Source organism: Streptomyces sp. CAI-85 (assembly GCF_013363615.1).
GTDB classification, from domain to species: Bacteria; Actinomycetota; Actinomycetes; order Streptomycetales; family Streptomycetaceae; genus Streptomyces; species Streptomyces antibioticus_B.
Genome location: NZ_JAANNX010000047.1, coordinates 1 through 17,660, shown reverse-complemented (window position 1 = coordinate 17,660; position 17,660 = coordinate 1). Strand labels below are relative to the sequence as shown.

The window sequence follows — 17,660 nt, the reverse complement described above, 5'->3', positions numbered from 1 at the left end:
CCCAGTCTGCCGTCTGCCGGCCCGACAGCCCTCTGCCGGGCCGGCAGGAGTCCGTCAGTCAGCCAACGGCAGGTAGACCCGGTTGCCCGAAGCCGCGAACTCCTTCGACTTCTGGGCCATTCCTTCCTCGACCTCCGCACGGGTGCCGCCGTGTTCACGGCGGATGTCCTGGGAGATCTTCATCGAGCAGAACTTCGGGCCGCACATCGAGCAGAAGTGGGCCGTCTTGGCCGGTTCCGCGGGGAGGGTCTCGTCGTGGAACTCACGGGCCGTGTCCGGGTCCAGGGCGAGGTTGAACTGGTCTTCCCAGCGGAACTCGAAGCGGGCGTCGGACAGGGCGTCGTCCCACTCCTGCGCGCCGGGGTGCCCCTTGGCGAGGTCGGCCGCGTGGGCGGCGATCTTGTAGGTGATGACGCCGGTCTTGACGTCGTCCCGGTTGGGCAGGCCCAGGTGCTCCTTGGGCGTGACGTAGCAGAGCATCGCCGTGCCCCACCAGGCGATCATCGCGGCGCCGATACCGGAGGTGATGTGGTCGTAGGCCGGCGCGACGTCCGTCGTCAGCGGGCCGAGCGTATAGAACGGAGCTTCATCGCAGATCTCCTGCTGAAGGTCGATGTTCTCCTTGATCTTGTGCATCGGGACATGTCCCGGGCCCTCGATCATGGTCTGTACGTTGAAACGCTTGGCGATCGTGTTGAGTTCCCCGAGGGTGCGCAACTCCGCGAACTGGGCCTCGTCGTTGGCGTCCGCGATCGAGCCCGGCCGCAGACCGTCGCCCAGCGAGTAGGTGACGTCGTAGGCGGCGAGGATCTCGCAGAGTTCCTCGAAGTGCTCGTACAGGAACGACTCCTTGTGATGCGCGAGGCACCAGGCCGCCATGATCGAGCCGCCGCGCGAGACGATGCCGGTCTTGCGGTTCGCGGTGAGCGGCACATACGCGAGACGGACCCCCGCGTGGACGGTCATGTAGTCCACGCCCTGCTCGGCCTGCTCGACGACCGTGTCCTTGTAGATCTCCCAGGTCAGTTCCTCGGCCCGGCCGTCGACCTTCTCCAGCGCCTGGTAGAGCGGCACCGTGCCGATCGGAACGGGGGAGTTGCGCAGCACCCACTCCCGCGTGGTGTGGATGTTGCGACCGGTGGACAGGTCCATGACCGTGTCGGCGCCCCAGCGCGTCGCCCAGGTCATCTTCTCGACCTCCTCCTCGATGGAGGACGTCACGGCCGAGTTGCCGATGTTGGCGTTGACCTTCACCAGGAACCGCTTGCCGATGATCATCGGCTCGATCTCCGGGTGGTTGACGTTGGCCGGCAACACCGCGCGGCCCGCCGCGATCTCCTCGCGTACGACCTCGGGAGAAATGTTCTCCCGGATGGCCACGTACTCCATCTCGGGCGTGACCTCACCACGGCGGGCATACGCGAGCTGGGTCACCGCGCTGCCGTCCCGGCCGCGACGCGGCAGGCGCGGGCGCCCCGGGAACACCGCGTCGAGGTTGCGCAGTCCGCCGCGCGGCGAGGTGTGCTTGATGCCGTCGTCCTCAGGACGGACGGGGCGGCCCGCGTACTCCTCGGTGTCACCGCGAGCGATGATCCAGTTCTCACGCAGCGGCGCCAGCCCCCTGCGGACGTCCGTGTCGACGAGCGGATCGGTGTACGGGCCGGAGGTGTCGTACAGCGTGACCGACTGCCCGTTCGTGAGATGCACCTGACGGACCGGCACACGCAGATCAGGGCGAGTGCCCTCGACGTATCCCTTGTGCCAGCCGATGGACTTTCCAGCCTCTCCGCCGCTCACATCGGCCGCGTCTCCGCCGGCCGCGTTCTGCGTCAAGGCAGGCGTGCGTACGTCCTTGTTGGTCATGAGACCTACTCCCTACGCCGGCATTACCCGGTAACAGGTTCGGCGGTCGACGCAGCGGCTACCGTCCACCGATGTTTCATGTGAAACATCACTCAGCGAAGTGACGTTCCACGTGAAACATCGCGAAGACGGAGGTCAGCGCCCTCTCAGCCCGGTGCTCCGAGCTCCCGCGTGTGCAAAGGTGGCTCCACGCTAGCGTCAATTCGGGCGCGGTGAACAGAGGGCCCCTTTCGTTCTTGCGATGATCGGTCGGTGACCTCGACACCCCAGCCCCCGTACTCACCCGAGCCACCGCGCAGGCCCGGCACCGGCGGCGGCCCCGGCAACGGCCCGGGCCGTGCCGCTGGAGACGACCGCGATTTCAGCCAAGAGAGCGGGCCCGGTGGTGGGTTCGACCGTGGCGGGCGGGGGCCGGGGGCGAGGCCAGGGCCGGGGTACGGCGGGGGCGCATCGACGGGGCAGGGGCGGGGGCCTGGTCCCAGTCCTGGTCCTGGCGGACCGGGACCGAGCACCGGGGCCCAACGACCCGTGCCTGCGCACCAGCGGCCGGATCTCGGAGGTCCTCGGCACAATCCCGAGGGGCAGGGGCCTGCGCAGGGGCCCGGCCAAGGGCGGGGGCAAGGGCCGGGCCAGGGGCAGGGACGGGGGCAGGGTCAGGGACGGGGGCAGGGCCCAGGGCAAGGGCAACGACCCGGTGGGACGCCATCCGGGCAGGGGCAGCCCCAGGGCCCCGGTACCGGCCCCGGCCCAGGGGGCGGTTACGGCTACGGCCGCCCCGGCCCCGGCGACCCCTACGGGCAACGGGACTTCGACCACGGGCAGGGCTACGGCCCCGAACCCGGCCAGCGGCAGGGGCGCGAGCACGAACACGGCTACGACCACAGCCATGACCCCGACGACACCCCCACCGACGAATCCGACAGCGGACACGGCCACGACGGTCACGGCTCCGGTGCCGGTCACGGCGGCGGACACGGCCCCGGCAACGGCCACGGCTCCGGCGGCGGCCACGGCCACTCGCACAGCCACAGCCACGGCCCCGCCGCCCCCGTCTCCAAGCACCTGCGCAAGGTCATCGGGGCGATCCTGATCCCCTTCGCCGGGGCGGTGCTGGTCGGTCTCGCCCTGCTGTGGCCGGGCGGCGCCCCGGCGCACGAGCGCACCGGCGTCGGCTTCGACCGGCAGACCCAGCACGCCACGGTCACCCAGGTCGTGAGCGTGAGCTGCTCGTCGGTGAACGCCTCGGGCGGCACACCGACCGGTGACACCTCCACCGCCGAGGGCTCCTCGGCCGTGCAGCAGGCGAACGGGACGTGCAAGAAGGCCACGATCCGTGTGGACACCGGCAAGGACAAGGGCCGTACGTTCACCGAGATCGTCCAGCCGGACCAGTCACGGCAGTTGCACGAGGGCGAGCAGGTCATCGTCGCCTACGAGCCCTCGGCGCCGCGGGACCTCCAGTACTCGGTGACCGATGTGAACCGCCGGGTGCCGCTGGCGGTGCTCGCGCTGATCTTCGCGGTCGCCGTCGTGCTCGTGGGCCGACTGCGAGGCGTCATGGCCCTGGTGGCGCTGGCGATCAGCTTCCTCATCCTGAACTTCTTCATCCTGCCCGCGATCCTGGAGGGGTCGAACCCACTGGTCGTGGCGGTGGTGGGGTCCAGCGCGATCATGCTGATCGCCCTGTATCTGTGTCACGGGCTGTCGGCCCGCACATCAGTGGCCGTGCTCGGCACGCTGATCTCGCTGCTGCTGATCGGCGTTCTGGGCTCGGTCTTCATCGACTGGGCGGGGCTCACCGGCAACACGGACGACAACACCGGCCTGATCCACGGGCTGTACCCGTCGATCGACATGAGCGGTCTGCTGCTCGCGGGCATCATCATCGGCTCGCTCGGTGTGCTCGACGACGTCACGGTCACCCAGACCTCGGCGGTCTGGGAGCTCCACGAGGCCAACCCCGCGATGGGCTGGCGCGGGCTGTACCGGGCCGGCATCCGCATCGGCCGCGACCACATCGCGTCCGTGGTCAACACGCTCGTGCTCGCCTACGCCGGCGCCGCGCTGCCGCTCCTGCTGCTGTTCTCGATCGCGCAGAGCAGCGTCGGCACGGTCGCCAACAGCGAGTTGGTGGCGGAGGAGATCGTGCGCACGCTGGTGGGCTCGATCGGCCTGGTCGCGTCCGTACCGGTCACCACGGCCCTCGCCGCGCTCGTGGTCGCGGCCGACCGCCCGGACCCCGGAACAGCCGGCGCGGCCCGAACCAAGCAGTCCCAGACCCAGACCCAGACACAGCCCCAGACCCCGCCGCGCGCCAGCACTGGAAGGGGCCGACGCCGTAAGCGCTGAAACGCCTCGGGCGCACGAGCACGGAAACCCCGGCCCCCTCGTGCGCCCCGCGGCTCACCGCCGCCGCCCCTCGACATCTACCGACCCCCACCCCGCAGAACCGTTCCTTCTCAACCCCACCCCATGGCGAAGCGTTCCGCCTCCCCTCGGCGCCTGCGGCTCAGCCCGTGCTCTGCTCCTCCGCGAGGATCCGGTCCAGCGCCTCGTCCAGATGCGCGTCGAAGTCCGCGAGCGCGCCTTCCTGGCCCAGCGGGACCAGCTTGTCCGTGCGGTCGAGGAACGCCACCAGCGGCGCCGCCGAGGAACGGAACAGCGCCTGGTCGCCGCCTACCTGAAGCCGGATCAGCACCTCGCCCAGCACATCGGGATCGACCGGCGAGACCCGCACATCCCCCTCGCCGCACGCCCGGCCCACCCCGTCGATGAGCAGCTCACGGCCGAACGCCCAGGTCACCGGGGCGTCCCCGGGAAGGTGGAAGGTGAGCCGTACGGCATAGGGATCGTGGGCCTTGTAGCTCAGCTCCACCGGGATGCGGAACGAGAGTTCCTCGGACACGAGGAAGCTCATCATGACCTCTGCCTGTACCGCCTGTACGGACTCGCGCATCGCCCTACCCCGTCATCTGCCGTCATCTGCCATCGACTGGCCGGGAATCAACCCCTGACACTGCGGGTATCTTGCTGAACGTGCACGACAGATCACAAGGAGTGAGTTTTCAGATACTGATAGAGATCGCGATTGACCCCAACTTGCGCGCGATCTCGCTCTGAAGCTGTCGGGCCGCCGGAAGCAACCGGTCGGCATGGCGTGCGGGCAGGGAAATGGCCAGTGTCGCGGCCGTCGTGCCCACCGTGATCGGGATCGCGGCGCACACCGCCCCCAGTGCGTACTCCTGTCGTTCGACGACCGGTTCCATCCGTCGCGTCCTTTCCAGCCGTCGCAGAAGGCTGGTGTCGTCACGCACCGTGTACGGCGTGATCGACTGCACCGGGTAGCGGGCGAGGTGGTCGCGGCGGGTCGGTTCGTCGACCTGGGAGAGCAGGCACTGGCCGATGGCGTGGGCATGGCCGGTCTCGCGGAAGTCCGCCCATTCCTCGACCGCCGGATTGCCGGGGGTGTCGGCGACGTACATGACCTCGACCTCGCCCTCCCGGTAGCGGGCGTAGTACACGGGGGCACCGATCGAATCGCGCCACTGGGCAAGGGTGTCGGCGACCGTGCTGCGACGTTTCTGCGCCGCTCCGCTGCCGGCCAGCCGCTCGGCCGCCTCGCCGAGGAAGAAGAGTCCCCTGTCGCGGCGCAGATATCCCTCGTGCACCAGGGTGCGCAGCAGGTGATAGGCGGTGGGCAGAGCGAGCCCCGTCTCCCGGGCCAGTTGTTTGGCCGGGGCGCCGCCGTGGTGCTCGGCGACGGACTCCAGCAGCCGCATGGCGCGCTGTACGGAGCCGATCAGGGTGACGGTCGGGTGCGGTTGCTCGGGGACCGTGGCCCGGGGTGCCGCGGCGCGGGGTGGGCGCTGGAGCGGGGGTGTGGTGGAGCGGGGGCGGGTGGGGGGTGCCTGCGGTGCCGCTGATGCGGTGTCAACCATGGCCAAGGGTCACTTCCGAAGGCGCGAGGGGGGGCGGCCCGTGCGGGGAACACGGGAGGGGAGGTACGCCGCTCGCGGGGTCGTGGCCCCCGCGTCGAACTCCGGACTTTAACCGCCTGCCACCGCTCGCAGCCGGGCTGCGAGGGAAACTTCCCCCGGCCGAGGGAACCGGTGATTCCCGTTACCGGTCACCGGTCTCGGCCACCGCTCACCAGTCCCCGCGCGAGGAGGAACTCGACAGGAACTTCCGTACGACGTAGATCAGGCCGCCGACCAGGGCGACGAAGACCAGCAGCTTGAAGAGCAGGGCGATCACGAAGCCGAGGATGCTGGCTATCAGACCGCCGAACACGACGAGGGCGATGACCGGCACCGCCACCCACTTCACCCACCACGGCAGTCCCGCGAAGATCTCACGCATCGCCCTTGTCCTCCTCCTTCGGTGGTCCGGCGCCGCTGACGGGCCGGATCCGCTTTTACATGTCCTGCGGTCGATGCTAGATCCGCGAGGGGGTCCGGCGGACGCCTCGCGCCCCTTGTCCTCCCCTGAACGATCCCCTAGGGAACCCCGAGACCCGGTGTCACGCCTCGGGCGGAGAGAACACCACCATGACCCTCAGATCCTCACTGATGTGATGGAACTTGTGGGCGACTCCGGCCGGGACGTACACCACACTCCCGCGCGCCACCTCGGTCGTCTCCATGCCGACGGTGAGCGAGGCCCGCCCGCTCACCACGAAGTACACCTCGTCCTGGCTGTGCGGTCTCTGGGGATCGGCGGCGCCGGCGTCGAGCGCGTACAGCCCGACCGACATGTTCCGCTCCCGCAGGAACTGGAGGTAGGCGCCGTCGTTGGCGGCCCGCTCCGCCTCCAGTTCATCCAACCGGAATGCCTTCATCGAGTTTGTCCGCCCTCGCCCGGTGCTCGTTGCCGATCTCTCTGCCACGATCAGACACATGAAGAATTTCGTAGTCAAGACGATCGCCAACGCGGGCGCCCTGGCGGTCGCCGTCTGGGTGGTCTCCGGCATCACCCTGTCCGGTGACAGCACGGCCAAGAAGGCCGGCACCCTCATAGTCGTGGCCCTGCTCTTCGGCCTGGTGAACTTCCTGGTCAAGCCGATCGTGAAGGTGCTGACCTTCCCGCTGTTCATCCTCACGCTCGGCCTGATCACCCTGGTGGTCAACGCGTTGATGCTGCTGTTGACGTCGTGGCTGGCCGACGTGTTCGACGTGGCCTTCCATGTCGACGGGTTCTGGACCGCGGTCGTCGGCGGCCTGATCATCTCCGTCGTCTCCTGGGCCCTCAACGTCGTCCTGCCCGACGAGGACTGAATCCCACGATGACCTACCGCGTCTGCTTCGTCTGCACCGGCAACATCTGCCGCTCGCCGATGGCCGAGTCGGTCTTCCGCGCGCGGGTGGCGGACGCCGGGCTGGACTCGGTGGTCGAGGTCGACAGCGCGGGCACGGGCGGCTGGCACGAGGGCGAGGACGCCGATCCCCGCACGCTCTCCGTCCTCGGGGAGCACGGCTATGTCCTCGCCCACGCGGCCCGGGTGTTCGAGCCGTCCTGGTTCGCCCGCCGGGACCTGGTGATCGCCCTCGACACCGGACACCTCAAGGCCCTGCGCCGCCTCGCGCCCTCACCGCGGGACGCCGCGAAGGTACGGCTGCTGCGGTCCTACGACCCGGGCGCGGGCGACGACCTCGACGTGCCCGACCCCTACTACGGGGGCCGGGACGGCTTCGTGGAGTGCCTGGAGATGGTGGAGCGGGCCGGCGCGGGACTGCTCGCCGCGGTACGTGAAGAACTGGAAGGACGCACGACATGAGCGGACCCGCCGCGGACGGCCGGGACACACCGCGGCCCGAGAGCACCGGTGACGGCACGCGCGTGGTGCGCGCGGGACTGCCCGAGCCGGTCAAGTACGAGCCGACCCTGCCGGGACCGGTGTTCGCCGCCCACTTCCATCTGCCGGGCGAGCCCACCGGCCCGTACACCTACGGCCGCGACGAGAACCCGACCTGGACCCACCTGGAGCGGGCCCTGGGCGAGTTGGAGGCCCCCGGGCAGGAGGACGTCGAGACGCTCGCCTTCGCCTCCGGGATGGCCGCGATCTCGTCCGTGCTCTTCTCCCTGCTGCGCTCCGGCGACACCGTCGTCCTGCCCGGCGACGGCTACCAGGTCTTCCCCCTGGTGCGCGCGCAGTTGCAGGCGTACGGCATCGAGGTGCGGACCGCGCCGACCGCGGGCGACGCCCAACTGGACGCCCTCGACGGCGCCCGGCTGCTGTGGATCGAGTCGCCGTCGAACCCGGGGCTCGACGTGTGCGACATCCGGCGGCTCGTCGAGGCGGCACACGCGCGGGGCGCTCTCGTGGCCGTGGACAACACGCTCGCGACCCCGCTCGGGCAGCGCCCGCTGGAACTCGGCGCCGACTTCTCGGTGGCCAGCGGCACCAAACAGCTCACCGGTCACGGCGACGTCCTGCTCGGCTACGTCAGCGGGCGGACCGGCGAGGCCATGACCGCCGTACGGCGCTGGCGCAAGATCGTGGGGGCGATCCCGGGGCCGATGGAGGCGTGGCTGGCGCACCGGTCGATCGCCACGCTGCATCTGCGCGTCGAGCGGCAGAGCGCCACCGCGCTGGCCGTCGCCGAGGCGCTGCGGGCCTGCCCCGAGGTGAGCGGGCTGCGGTATCCGGGACTGCCCGACGACCCCTCGTACCCGGTCGCCTCACGGCAGATGCGGCGCTACGGCTGCGTGGTGTCGTTCACGCTGCCCACGCGCGCGCGTGCCGAGCGTTTCCTGGAGGAACTGCGGCTCGTGGACGACGCGACGAGCTTCGGAGGGGTGCGTTCGACGGCCGAGCGGCGCGGGCGCTGGGGCGGTGACGCCGTGCCGGAGGGCTTCATCCGGCTGTCGGTGGGGGCGGAGGACCCGGAGGACCTGGTGGCGGATGTGCTGCGCGCGCTCAAGGAATCGGCGCGATGACCGGCTTACGGACGCCCCCGCGGCGGTCTCTCTACGTACAACGGACGGTCCGAGCCTCCCCCCTCGTGGCTCGGACCGTCCTCGGTTCCGCGCGCGAAGAACCGCGCGAACAAGGCTAGTTGACTCTGTGTCAGTGTCCAATCACAGTAGCGGCAGCGACCTATCGACTTATTTATAGTTGGGGCTGCCCAGGAGCCGCGTACCAGGGCGGAGAGGTGGGGACGATTCATGGATCTGGCCTTGCTGCGCACCTTCGTGACCGTGCACCGGGCCGGCTCCTTCACCCGCGCCGCCGCCCTGCTGGGTCTGTCCCAGCCGGCCGTCACCTCCCAGATCCGCACCCTTGAACGGCAAGTGGGCCGTCCGCTCTTTCTGCGCCGGCCTCGCGGAGTGACCCCCACGGCCATGGGCGACGAACTCGCCCACAAGGCGGCCCCGCATCTCGACGCCTTGGTGGAGATCGCCGAGACCGGCCTCGATGACGACTCCTCGCTGCGGACCCTGCATCTGGCGGGACCACCGGAGTTCACCGCCGAGCGCGCCCTGCCCGCGCTCACCGAACTGTGCGGCGACGACGGCCAGGGGCTGACCCTGCGGGCCTCCTTCGGAACCGCCGAGGAGGTCCTGGAGGGCCTGGCCGCCGGACACCACGACCTGGCCATCAGCGCCGCCCGGCCGCGCGGCGCGCTGCTCACCGCCACCCCGCTCTGCGACGAGGAACATGTCCTGGTCGCCGCACCCCACTGGGCCGACCGGATCGACGCCGGCAGACTGCGCCGCGACGGCGCCGCCGCGCTGGAGGATCTGCCGGTGGTGGAGGTGCACGAGTCGCTGCCGCTGGTCTCCCGGTACTGGGCGGCCGTCTTCGACGCCCGGCCGGCCGCCTCGGGCACGGTCGTCGTCCCCGATCTACGCGCGGTCCTCGCCTGCGCGATCGCGGGGGCGGGCCTGGCGGTTCTGCCCCGCTACCTCTGCGCCGCCGCACTGAAGCGCGGGGAGGTCGTCGCCCCGCACGAGCCCGCGGTGCCGCCGCTGCGGACCTATGTCCTGGTGGTGCGCGCCGGCACCCTGGCAATGCCGCATGTCGCCCGGGCCCACGACCGGCTGCTGGGCGCGGCCGCCGAGTGGTGCTGAACAGACGGTCGCGTACGGCCGAGAAGCGGGAACGGACGGGCAGTTGGGAGAAGATCACGGAGCAGGTTCGGCCAGTGACGTTTCGCGATGTTTCACGTGGAACCAACCGGGCCACATTTCTCCCATGACCGTCCGACCCGTGGTCAAGCGCACCGCCCGTGCCGTTCTGCTGGACGGCGACGACCTGATCCTGATCAAGCGCACCAAGCCCGGTGTGGATCCGTACTGGCTCACGCCCGGCGGCGGGGTCGAACCCGACGACGCCACCGTCGTGGACGCCCTGCACCGAGAGGTGCACGAGGAACTCGGCGCCAAGGTCACCGATGTCGTGCCCTGCTTCGTCGACACCGTCGAGCACATCGGCGAGGATGCCGCCACCACCGGTGTGAAGGTGCAGCACTTCTTCGTCTGCCGCCTGGAGTCCATGGACCCCGGCCTGCGCCACGGCCCCGAGATCGACGAGCCCGCGGGCGAGTACGAGATCGTCCGCGTACCGTTCACCCGGGTCGGGATCGCCTCCGTCCATCTCGTCCCGCTCTCCCTGCGGCACTACCTGGACGGCAACATCGAGGGCGTCCGCGCCATGCACGCGCCCGATCTGGGCTGAGGCGCTTCGCCGGCTCTCCTCTCCACTACAGGGCGGGGCGCACCAATGCGTAGGCGTCCCACAGATCCGTGCCCGCGTAGGAGTGGGTGGCGATGCCGGCCAGATGACGGTCGGCGTTGACCGCGACCGACACCGGGACCGCCGCGAACAGATCCTTGTCGGAGAGCGAGTCGCCGTAGGCGACACAGTCGTCGCGGGTCACTCCGAACTCCGCGCACAGCCGGTCGGCGATCACCACCTTCGCCTGCGCACTGAGCACCCCGGCCGGGTCCACGGGCTCGGTGAACGGGATCGCGGGAAACCGTGATCCATAGGCCGCGTGCGCACCCCAGCCCAGAAGCCTCTCCACGAAGAAGGACGGCGAGAGGGAGACGACGGCGCAGTACTCCCCTCGGTCACTGATCTCCGTCCAGACCTCGCGAATCCGCGCCAGCCAGGGAGCCCCCTCGAACGCCGCCACGACATGCTCCTCGGTGAGCCGTGTCCACAGGGCGTGCACCTGGGTCGCGTACTCCGGTGGCCCGATGCGCCCCGCGGAGATCGCCTGCTCCAGCGCCATGGTCTCGGCCAGCAAACCGAGTTGGCGGGAGATCTCCAGCGGCGCGGACGTTCCGTGCAGCAGGGTGCCGTCGAGGTCGAAGAGATGAAGTCTCGCCATGGGCCGAGGCTAGCGATGTTTCACGTGAAACAGGCCGCTTCGCCTGCGCGGGGTGCGCTGGTCGACGGCATGGCCAAAAGCACGTACGTCTCAGGGGAATCAGGTGGACGCCGAGGCCCCGAGTCGGACAGCCTGACCTGCGTGCCGACTCCTTCCCCCAGCGCTCTGCCCATTCGCCGTCTGACGCACAGCGACCTCATCGCCTGCGCCGACTTGTCCGAGGATCGGGGGTGGCCACGCGAGGAACACAAGTGGGGCCTCCTGCTCTCCGCCGGGAAGGGGTACGGCGTCGACGACCCCGACGGCGGCCTGATCACCGCCTGCGTGGTCACGGAGTACGGTCCGTACGGCAACCCGGTCCTCGGGGCGATCGGCATGGTCCTGGTCGCCGAGCGGCACGCCCGGAAGGGCATCGGACGAGAGCTGATGCGCCATGTGATCGCCGACATGGGCACCACCCCGCTGACCCTGCACGCGACCCCCAACGGGCGTCCGCTGTACGAGGAGCTGGGCTTCAAGACCACCGGCCGCGCGGAGATGGTCCGCGGCCGCTTCCGCCCCGAGGACACAGAGCCGAAGGTCAGCACCCGGGCGGCCACGGCCGAGGATCTCCCCACGCTCCTCCGGCTCGACGAGGAGGTGTTCGGCGCCGACCGCACCCCTGTGATCACCCGGCTGCCGGCCTTCGCCGACCAGGTGCGCGTCGCCGAGGCCGACGGCCGGATCATCGGCTACGCGGCCGCCTGGCCGAACATGGACACCCACGTCGTGGGCCCGCTGATCGCCCGGGACACGGAGACCGCGAAGGCCCTGCTGGCCTCGCTGGCCGCGCACACCGACCGGCCTCTGAGGACCGACATCGACGTGCGCCACGAGGAACTGCTCGCCTGGGCGAAGGAGCGAGGTCTGGAGTCGGTCGCCTTCAACGCCGTGATGACGTACGGCATCGCCGAGCTGCCCGGCGACTGGCGGCGGCGCTTCGCTCCGCTGACGGTGGCGGCAGGCTGAGCGGATCCTTCAACGACGACGCCGGTTCTCCTGGGGCCAGGGGAACCGGCGTCGTGCGTCCGTGGTCTCAGACGAGCGTCTTCAGAGCCGCCGTGGCGAAGGCGTGGTCCTGCTCCGGGGCGCCGCCCCCGATGCCGAGGGCGCCGATCAGACGGCCGTCGCGGTGGACCGGCACCCCGCCCGCGATGAACAGCAGCGGCCGGTCGAGCGCGGTGGGCAGGGTGTGGAACGGTCCGCCGGGCTGTACGGCGTCGACGAGGTCGGCGGTCGGGGTGTCGAGCTGGAGCGCGGTGTACGCCTTGCGGGTGCTGGTCTCACCGGAGATCAGTACGGCGCGGTCGTCCCGTCGGAAGGCCAGCAGATGGCCACCCGCGTCCAGGACGGTGACGCTGACCGTGACTCCTGCGGCCTCGGCGGCCTGCCGGGCGGCGGTGACGAGGGCCTCGGCGTCCTGGATGGTCAGGGGGGCGACGGCAGTGGTGGTACTCATGGGGATGTTTCTCCTTGTGGTGCTGCGGAGGGTTGCCGATGGGGCGGCGGGACGAGGGGGAGGCCGTCGTCAGTGGGAGACGGGCGTCCGGTGCTCGGCGGGCGTCGCGCCGGTGACGACAGCGCCGGGGGCGTCGGTACCGGGCGCGCTGGGGCTGCCGGCGCGGCGTTCCAGTGCGGCCGAGACGAAGGCCAGGAGGAGGGCCGCGGCGGCGAGGGCGGCGCCGACCCAGTTGGGGGCGGTGTAGCCGAGGCCGGCGGCGATGACGAGGCCGCCGAGCCAGGCGGACAGGGCGTTGCCGAGGTTGAAGGCGCCGATGTTGACGGCCGAGGCGAGCGTCGGGGCGCCGTGCGCCTGGTCGAGGACGCGCTTCTGGAGCGGCGGGACGGTGGCGAAGCCCAGGGCGCCGATCAGGGCGATCGTGACGGCCGCGAGGACCTTGTGGTGCGCGGTGAGGGTGAAGAGCGCCAGGACGACGGCGAGGGCGCCCAGGGAGACGTACAGCAGGGGCATCAGGGCGCGGTCGGCGTACTTGCCGCCGATGAGGTTGCCGCCGACCATGCCGAGCCCGAACAGCACCAGCAGCCAGGTGACGGAGCCGTCCGCGAAGCCGGCCACATGGGTCATCATCGGCGCGATGTAGGTGATGGCCGCGAAAACTCCGCCGAAGCCGAGGACGGTCATCGCCATGGCGAGCAGGACCTGGGCGTTCTTGAAGGCGGCGAGTTCGTGCCGCAGGCGCACGCCCTCGGCGCGGGGCAGCTCGGGGACCAGCTTGGCGATGCCGACCAGGCCCACGACGCCCAGTGCGGCGACGACGGCGAAGGTGACCCGCCAGCCGACGCTCTGCCCGACGAGGGTGCCGAGCGGGACGCCGACGACGTTGGCGACGGTGAGTCCGGTGAACATCATCGCGATGGCGCCGGCCTTCTTGTCCGGGGCGACCAGGTCCGCCGCGACGACGGAGCCGATGCCGAAGAAGGCGCCGTGGGCGAGCGAGGCGACCACGCGGCCGATCAGCATCACGGCGAAGACGGGGGCGACGGCGGAGAGCAGGTTGCCGATGATGAACAGGCCCATGAGCAGCATCAGCATCCGCTTGCGGGAGATCTTGGTGCCGAGGACGGTCATCAGCGGGGCGCCGAACATCACGCCGAGCGCGTAGCCGGTCACCAGGAAGCCTGCCGTGGGGATGGAGACCCCGAAGTCGCCAGCGACCTCGGGCAGCAAGCCCATGATCACGAATTCCGTGGTGCCGATTCCGAAGGCCCCGATCGCGAGGGCCAGAAGCGCGAGAGGCATGGGTGGTACACCTTCCCAGACGATTGCAGGAGCGCTTTGCATGCGTTCACAATAGTTGCAGACGCGGGCTATATGCAACCGACGACTATTGCGCGGCTGCTCTATCCTGGATGTCAGCCGCTCCGGGACGGAGGAACCCATGACTGCCACGGACCCCGCGCTCACCGCCCTCGCCCAGGGCTGGTCCGCCCTCGCTCTGCTGCACGGGAGGATCGAGGCCCACATCGAGCGCGCGCTCCAGTCCCGGCACGATCTGAGCGTGCGCGAGTACTCGCTGCTCGACGTGCTCAGCCGGCAGCACGACGGTGAGGGCGGCCATCTCCAGATGAAGCAGGTCGCCGACGCGGTCGTCCTGAGCCAGAGCGCGACCACCCGGCTGGTGACCCGCCTGGAGGACCGCGGCCTGCTGGAGCGCTACCTCTGCCCCACCGACCGGCGCGGTATCTACACCAACGTCACCGCGGCTGGACTGGAGCTGCTCGACGCGGCCCGGCCGACCAATGACGCGGCGCTGCGTGAGGCCCTCGACGAGGCCGCCCGCAATCCCGAACTGGCCCCGCTGGTCCGGGTCGTGGAATCCCTGAAGGTGGCCACCGCCGCATAGGGTGCGGCCATGGGAGATCTTGAAATCCGGCCGGCTGTGACGGAGGACGTCCCCGCGATCGTCGCCCTGCTCGCGGACGATCCGCTGGGCGCCCGGCGCGAGTCACCCGACGACCTCACCCCGTACCTCACCGCCCTGGAGCGGATCAGCGCCGACCCTAACCAGCGTCTGGTGGTGGCCGTGCGGGAGGGGCGGGTCGTCGGCACACTTCAGTTGACGATCGTTCCGGGGCTGTCCCGGCGCGGTGCGACCCGGTCCGTCATCGAGGGCGTGAGGGTGCACGCCGATGAGCGCGGCAGCGGTCTGGGCACCCGGTTCATCGAGTGGGCCATCGAGGAATCCCGGCGCGAGAACTGCCAGTTGGTGCAGCTCACGTCCGACAGCACCCGCACCGACGCCCACCGCTTCTACGAGCGACTGGGCTTCGAGGCCACGCACGTGGGCTTCAAGCTGTCGCTCTGAACGCCGGAAGCGCTGTGTTTCACGTGAAACACAGCGCTTCTCGGGGCGGGGCCGCGGTCAGCCGATCCCCCGCCATCCCTCCGGGTCCACTCCACCGGGCACAGCGGCCGTCTCGTCGTACGGCTCCCGTGTGAACACGAACGAGCCGACGTCCAGGTGGTCCACGGTCCCGTCCGGGCGGCGTACGGCCCGCAGCGGCTCTCCGGCGAAGTACCCCTCCAGGCCGGTCCAGGTGCCGTCTCCGTTCGGCCGGAACCGGGACCGGCGGCCGCCGCCGGACAGCGGCGCCAGGGAGAGCAGCCCGTCGGCCGTCACACGGAGCACGGAGGCGCTGGTCCCCCAGTACCAGGGGCCTGCCAGCTCCAGCAGGGACCGCTCCACCTCCTTCAGCGGCCGCCACGGCTCGGGAATCCGCGGCTCGGCCTCGGCGACGATCCGGACGAGATCGGCGCCCACCTGGGACAGCGTCGGCCCGGAGGTGCAGTTGGCGAGGACCACCGCGGCAACGTCGTCGGCCACGCCGATGGTGAGGTTGGCCAGGAAGCCCGGCACGGATCCGGAGTGCCCCACGAGCAGCCGTCCGTCCTGGTGCTGGATCTGGAGACCGAGCCCGTAGCCGGCACCGACCGCGAGATCGGCGGTCTCGGAAGGGGCCGCGGCGGTGCGCATCTCCCGCAGCGACTCCTCGCTCAACACCCGGTCGTCACCCCTGACGAGAAAGGCCGCGAACCGAGCGAGATCACCGGTCGTCGACCAGAGCTGCCCGGCGGGAGCCATCGGACCGTAGTCCTCGGTCGGCTCCGCCATCATCACATCGGCCCACGGATGCACGGCCCACCCGCCCGCGGCCGGCGACTGCGCCCGCACACTCGTACGGTCAAGACCCAGAGGTTCGAGCACTTCACGCCGGAGTACCTCCTCCCAGGACGCACCGCGCAACTCCTCCACCAGGGCGCCGAGAACGGCATATCCGGGATTGGAGTAGTGATGCCGCCGCCCGGCCGGATGCGCGACGGGCCGCTCCCCGAGAACATCCCCGAGCCCCGGCCGCAAGGCCCCGGGCGTCCGCTCCCACCAAGGACCGGGCGTCTCCGCGGCCAACCCACCGGAGTGCGCCAACAACTCGGCGACCGTGACCTCCCCCACGCCGGTCCCCGGCAGATGCTTCTCCAACGGGTCACCGAGGTCCAACACCCCCTCGTCCCGCAGCCGCAGCACGAGAACGGCGGTGAACGTCTTGGTGATCGACCCGATCCGGTACTGCACCCGCTCGTCCGGCACATGCCCGTCCACCATCGACCGCGCCCCGTGCCACACGGCCCGCCCACCCCGCACCACAGCAGCAACAAGAGAAGGCGCCCGCCCCTCGGCCTGCGCCACAGCAACCCGCCGCAACAACGCCCGCCGCGTCCCGGCAAGCAACTCATCCTGAGAAGTCGTCATACCCCCAGTCCACCCGCCCGAGCGCCCTGCGTCGAATCCATCCACGAGGACGACCGGCGAGCCCGGATCGCGCGCCGATGAGTTTCCCGCGCCCCGCCGGTCCACACTGGGGCACCCTCGGACGGAAGGCTGGGTCATGCGGAAATTGATCTACGGCATGAATCTGACGTTGGACGGCTATATCGCCGCGGTCGGCGATGACATCGGGTGGGGCGGGACGCCGAGTGATGAGCTGTTTCAGTGGTGGCTGGAGCAGGAGCAGGCGAGTGAGCTGACGCTGTACGGGCGCAAGTTGTGGGAGGCGATGAGCTCCTACTGGCCGACCGGCGACCAGCAGCCCGACGCCGGTCCGGCGGAGATCGCGTTCGCGCGGAACTGGCGGGACACCCCGAAGGTGGTGTTCTCCTCGACGCTCGACAAGGTCGACTGGAACACCCGCCTGGTCACCGGTGACGCGGTCGCCGAGATCACCCGGCTCAAGGCCGAGGACGGCGGCCCGATGACCATCGGCGGCGCGACCCTCGCCGGGGCGGCCCTGCGCGCCGGACTGATCGACGAGTACGTGATCGCCACCCATCCGGTCCTCGTGGGCAGCGGCACGCCGTTCTTCACCGCGGTGGACGGCTGGGTGAACCTGAACCTGGTGGAGACGCGCACGTTTCCCGGCGGTGTGGTCATGACCAGGTACGAGACGCGGCGCTGAGCCGCTACGTCTGGGCCATGTCCACGAAGCGGGAGTAGTGGCCCTGGAAGGCCACCGTGATCGTGGCCGTCGGGCCGTTTCGGTGCTTGCCGACGATGATGTCCGCCTCGCCCGCGCGCGGCGACTCCTTCTCGTAGGCGTCCTCACGGTGGAGCAGGATGACCATGTCGGCGTCCTGCTCGATGGAGCCGGACTCACGCAGGTCGGACACCATCGGCTTCTTGTCGGTGCGCTGTTCGGGGCCACGGTTGAGCTGGGAGAGGGCGATCACCGGGACCTCCAGCTCCTTGGCCAGCAGCTTGAGGTTCCGGGACATGTCCGAGACCTCCTGCTGACGGCTCTCGGAACGCTTGGAGCCGCCGGCCTGCATGAGCTGGAGGTAGTCGATGATGACCAGCTTGATGTCGTTGCGCTGCTTCAGCCGACGGCACTTCGCGCGGATCTCCATCA

The 17,660-nt window shown here is 70.3% G+C and carries 20 protein-coding genes and 1 riboswitch; of the genes, 10 read left to right on the top strand and 10 right to left on the bottom strand.

The annotated features are described in order from the left end of the window. Positions 1–54: 54 nt before the first annotated feature. Positions 55–1,863, bottom strand: coding sequence for a phosphomethylpyrimidine synthase ThiC (thiC, locus tag G6W55_RS29595; RefSeq protein ID WP_217687544.1), 1,809 nt, complete (start codon positions 1,861–1,863; stop codon positions 55–57). Further along, positions 1,856–2,044, bottom strand: a riboswitch (TPP riboswitch). It overlaps the preceding gene by 8 nt. Positions 2,045–2,391: 347 nt before the next feature. Between thiC and G6W55_RS29590 the strand changes: the two genes are divergently transcribed. After that, entirely contained in the window at positions 2,392–4,212 is a 1,821-nt protein-coding gene (locus G6W55_RS29590; protein WP_309243846.1) for a YibE/F family protein, read from the top strand. Positions 4,213–4,372: 160 nt separating this feature from the next. Here G6W55_RS29590 and G6W55_RS29585 read toward each other — a convergent pair whose 3' ends face one another. From G6W55_RS29585 to G6W55_RS29570, 4 genes are all read right to left on the bottom strand, one after another. Next, positions 4,373–4,819: an SsgA family sporulation/cell division regulator gene (locus tag G6W55_RS29585; protein WP_175523827.1), complete on the bottom strand. Its 447-nt coding sequence runs from the start codon at positions 4,817–4,819 to the stop codon at positions 4,373–4,375. Between the two features lie 109 nt (positions 4,820–4,928). Then, entirely contained in the window at positions 4,929–5,801 is an 873-nt protein-coding gene (locus G6W55_RS29580; protein ID WP_175523826.1) for a helix-turn-helix domain-containing protein, read from the bottom strand. 208 nt (positions 5,802–6,009) lie between these two features. Continuing rightward, the gene (locus G6W55_RS29575; protein WP_175523825.1) at positions 6,010–6,222 is read right to left on the bottom strand and encodes a DUF5326 family protein; all 213 of its coding nucleotides are present in this window, start codon (positions 6,220–6,222) and stop codon (positions 6,010–6,012) included. Positions 6,223–6,382: 160 nt separating this feature from the next. Next, a complete protein-coding gene (locus G6W55_RS29570; protein WP_175523824.1) occupies positions 6,383–6,700 on the bottom strand; it encodes a cupin domain-containing protein in 318 nt (105 codons plus the stop codon). A gap of 58 nt (positions 6,701–6,758) precedes the next feature. Here G6W55_RS29570 and G6W55_RS29565 point away from each other — a divergent pair, with 58 nt between their 5' ends. The 5 genes from G6W55_RS29565 to G6W55_RS29545 all read left to right on the top strand — a co-directional run bounded on the left by G6W55_RS29565 (position 6,759) and on the right by G6W55_RS29545 (position 10,540). Then, the gene (locus tag G6W55_RS29565) at positions 6,759–7,136 is read left to right on the top strand and encodes a phage holin family protein (RefSeq protein ID WP_078634115.1); all 378 of its coding nucleotides are present in this window, start codon (positions 6,759–6,761) and stop codon (positions 7,134–7,136) included. Positions 7,137–7,144: 8 nt separating this feature from the next. Next, entirely contained in the window at positions 7,145–7,636 is a 492-nt protein-coding gene (locus G6W55_RS29560) for a low molecular weight protein-tyrosine-phosphatase (RefSeq protein ID WP_175523823.1), read from the top strand. Continuing rightward, positions 7,633–8,799: a cystathionine gamma-lyase gene (locus G6W55_RS29555; protein WP_175523822.1), complete on the top strand. Its 1,167-nt coding sequence runs from the start codon at positions 7,633–7,635 to the stop codon at positions 8,797–8,799. The genes G6W55_RS29560 and G6W55_RS29555 overlap by 4 nt, the downstream gene beginning before the upstream one ends. A 228-nt stretch (positions 8,800–9,027) precedes the next feature. After that, positions 9,028–9,933 carry a LysR family transcriptional regulator gene (locus tag G6W55_RS29550; protein ID WP_175523821.1) on the top strand — a complete coding sequence of 302 codons (906 nt, stop codon included), beginning with the start codon at positions 9,028–9,030 and terminating at the stop codon, positions 9,931–9,933. 124 nt (positions 9,934–10,057) lie between these two features. Continuing rightward, entirely contained in the window at positions 10,058–10,540 is a 483-nt protein-coding gene (locus tag G6W55_RS29545; protein ID WP_030794944.1) for an NUDIX domain-containing protein, read from the top strand. A gap of 25 nt (positions 10,541–10,565) precedes the next feature. Here G6W55_RS29545 and G6W55_RS29540 read toward each other — a convergent pair whose 3' ends face one another. Continuing rightward, the gene (locus tag G6W55_RS29540) at positions 10,566–11,198 is read right to left on the bottom strand and encodes an HAD family phosphatase (RefSeq protein ID WP_175523820.1); all 633 of its coding nucleotides are present in this window, start codon (positions 11,196–11,198) and stop codon (positions 10,566–10,568) included. A 141-nt stretch (positions 11,199–11,339) separates the two neighbouring features. Here G6W55_RS29540 and G6W55_RS29535 point away from each other — a divergent pair, with 141 nt between their 5' ends. Beyond that, positions 11,340–12,206, top strand: a complete 867-nt coding sequence (locus tag G6W55_RS29535; RefSeq protein ID WP_175523819.1) for a GNAT family N-acetyltransferase — start codon at positions 11,340–11,342, stop codon at positions 12,204–12,206. A gap of 67 nt (positions 12,207–12,273) precedes the next feature. On the opposite strand, the gene G6W55_RS29530 is transcribed toward G6W55_RS29535, so the two are convergent. Beyond that, positions 12,274–12,696, bottom strand: a complete 423-nt coding sequence (locus G6W55_RS29530) for a heme-binding protein (protein ID WP_175523818.1) — start codon at positions 12,694–12,696, stop codon at positions 12,274–12,276. Between the two features lie 69 nt (positions 12,697–12,765). Further along, entirely contained in the window at positions 12,766–13,998 is a 1,233-nt protein-coding gene (locus tag G6W55_RS29525; protein ID WP_175523817.1) for an MFS transporter, read from the bottom strand. Between the two features lie 139 nt (positions 13,999–14,137). On the opposite strand from G6W55_RS29525, the gene G6W55_RS29520 reads away from it, so the two are divergent. Then, positions 14,138–14,602 carry a MarR family winged helix-turn-helix transcriptional regulator gene (locus G6W55_RS29520; RefSeq protein WP_030794959.1) on the top strand — a complete coding sequence of 155 codons (465 nt, stop codon included), beginning with the start codon at positions 14,138–14,140 and terminating at the stop codon, positions 14,600–14,602. 9 nt (positions 14,603–14,611) lie between these two features. After that, positions 14,612–15,064, top strand: a complete 453-nt coding sequence (locus G6W55_RS29515) for a GNAT family N-acetyltransferase (protein WP_175523816.1) — start codon at positions 14,612–14,614, stop codon at positions 15,062–15,064. Positions 15,065–15,121: 57 nt separating this feature from the next. On the opposite strand, the gene G6W55_RS29510 is transcribed toward G6W55_RS29515, so the two are convergent. After that, the gene (locus G6W55_RS29510; protein WP_175523815.1) at positions 15,122–16,507 is read right to left on the bottom strand and encodes a serine hydrolase; all 1,386 of its coding nucleotides are present in this window, start codon (positions 16,505–16,507) and stop codon (positions 15,122–15,124) included. A gap of 136 nt (positions 16,508–16,643) precedes the next feature. On the opposite strand from G6W55_RS29510, the gene G6W55_RS29505 reads away from it, so the two are divergent. Further along, positions 16,644–17,210 (top strand): dihydrofolate reductase family protein, encoded by a 567-nt coding sequence (locus G6W55_RS29505; RefSeq protein WP_175523814.1) that lies wholly within the window; start codon positions 16,644–16,646, stop codon positions 17,208–17,210. A 4-nt stretch (positions 17,211–17,214) separates the two neighbouring features. Here G6W55_RS29505 and G6W55_RS29500 read toward each other — a convergent pair. After that, on the bottom strand, positions 17,215–17,660 hold a 446-nt coding region (locus tag G6W55_RS29500), incomplete at its 5' end, for a DnaB-like helicase C-terminal domain-containing protein (RefSeq protein WP_303049948.1).

Bases quoted from the DNA above. Each gene is read 5' to 3' on its own strand.
- G6W55_RS29550 (WP_175523821.1), top strand. From the start codon at position 9,028: ATGGATCTGGCCTTGCTGCGCACCTTCGTGACCGTGCACCGGGCCGGC.
- G6W55_RS29560 (WP_175523823.1), top strand. From the start codon at position 7,145: ATGACCTACCGCGTCTGCTTCGTCTGCACCGGCAACATCTGCCGCTCG.
- G6W55_RS29570 (WP_175523824.1), bottom strand. From the start codon at position 6,700: ATGAAGGCATTCCGGTTGGATGAACTGGAGGCGGAGCGGGCCGCCAAC.
- G6W55_RS29505 (WP_175523814.1), top strand. From the start codon at position 16,644: ATGCGGAAATTGATCTACGGCATGAATCTGACGTTGGACGGCTATATC.
- G6W55_RS29515 (WP_175523816.1), top strand. From the start codon at position 14,612: ATGGGAGATCTTGAAATCCGGCCGGCTGTGACGGAGGACGTCCCCGCG.
- G6W55_RS29545 (WP_030794944.1), top strand. From the start codon at position 10,058: ATGACCGTCCGACCCGTGGTCAAGCGCACCGCCCGTGCCGTTCTGCTG.
- G6W55_RS29530 (WP_175523818.1), bottom strand. From the start codon at position 12,696: ATGAGTACCACCACTGCCGTCGCCCCCCTGACCATCCAGGACGCCGAG.
- G6W55_RS29520 (WP_030794959.1), top strand. From the start codon at position 14,138: ATGACTGCCACGGACCCCGCGCTCACCGCCCTCGCCCAGGGCTGGTCC.
- G6W55_RS29580 (WP_175523826.1), bottom strand. From the start codon at position 5,801: ATGGTTGACACCGCATCAGCGGCACCGCAGGCACCCCCCACCCGCCCC.
- thiC (WP_217687544.1), bottom strand. From the start codon at position 1,863: ATGACCAACAAGGACGTACGCACGCCTGCCTTGACGCAGAACGCGGCC.
- G6W55_RS29525 (WP_175523817.1), bottom strand. From the start codon at position 13,998: ATGCCTCTCGCGCTTCTGGCCCTCGCGATCGGGGCCTTCGGAATCGGC.
- G6W55_RS29510 (WP_175523815.1), bottom strand. From the start codon at position 16,507: ATGACGACTTCTCAGGATGAGTTGCTTGCCGGGACGCGGCGGGCGTTG.
- G6W55_RS29575 (WP_175523825.1), bottom strand. From the start codon at position 6,222: ATGCGTGAGATCTTCGCGGGACTGCCGTGGTGGGTGAAGTGGGTGGCG.
- G6W55_RS29540 (WP_175523820.1), bottom strand. From the start codon at position 11,198: ATGGCGAGACTTCATCTCTTCGACCTCGACGGCACCCTGCTGCACGGA.
- G6W55_RS29565 (WP_078634115.1), top strand. From the start codon at position 6,759: ATGAAGAATTTCGTAGTCAAGACGATCGCCAACGCGGGCGCCCTGGCG.
- G6W55_RS29555 (WP_175523822.1), top strand. From the start codon at position 7,633: ATGAGCGGACCCGCCGCGGACGGCCGGGACACACCGCGGCCCGAGAGC.
- G6W55_RS29585 (WP_175523827.1), bottom strand. From the start codon at position 4,819: ATGCGCGAGTCCGTACAGGCGGTACAGGCAGAGGTCATGATGAGCTTC.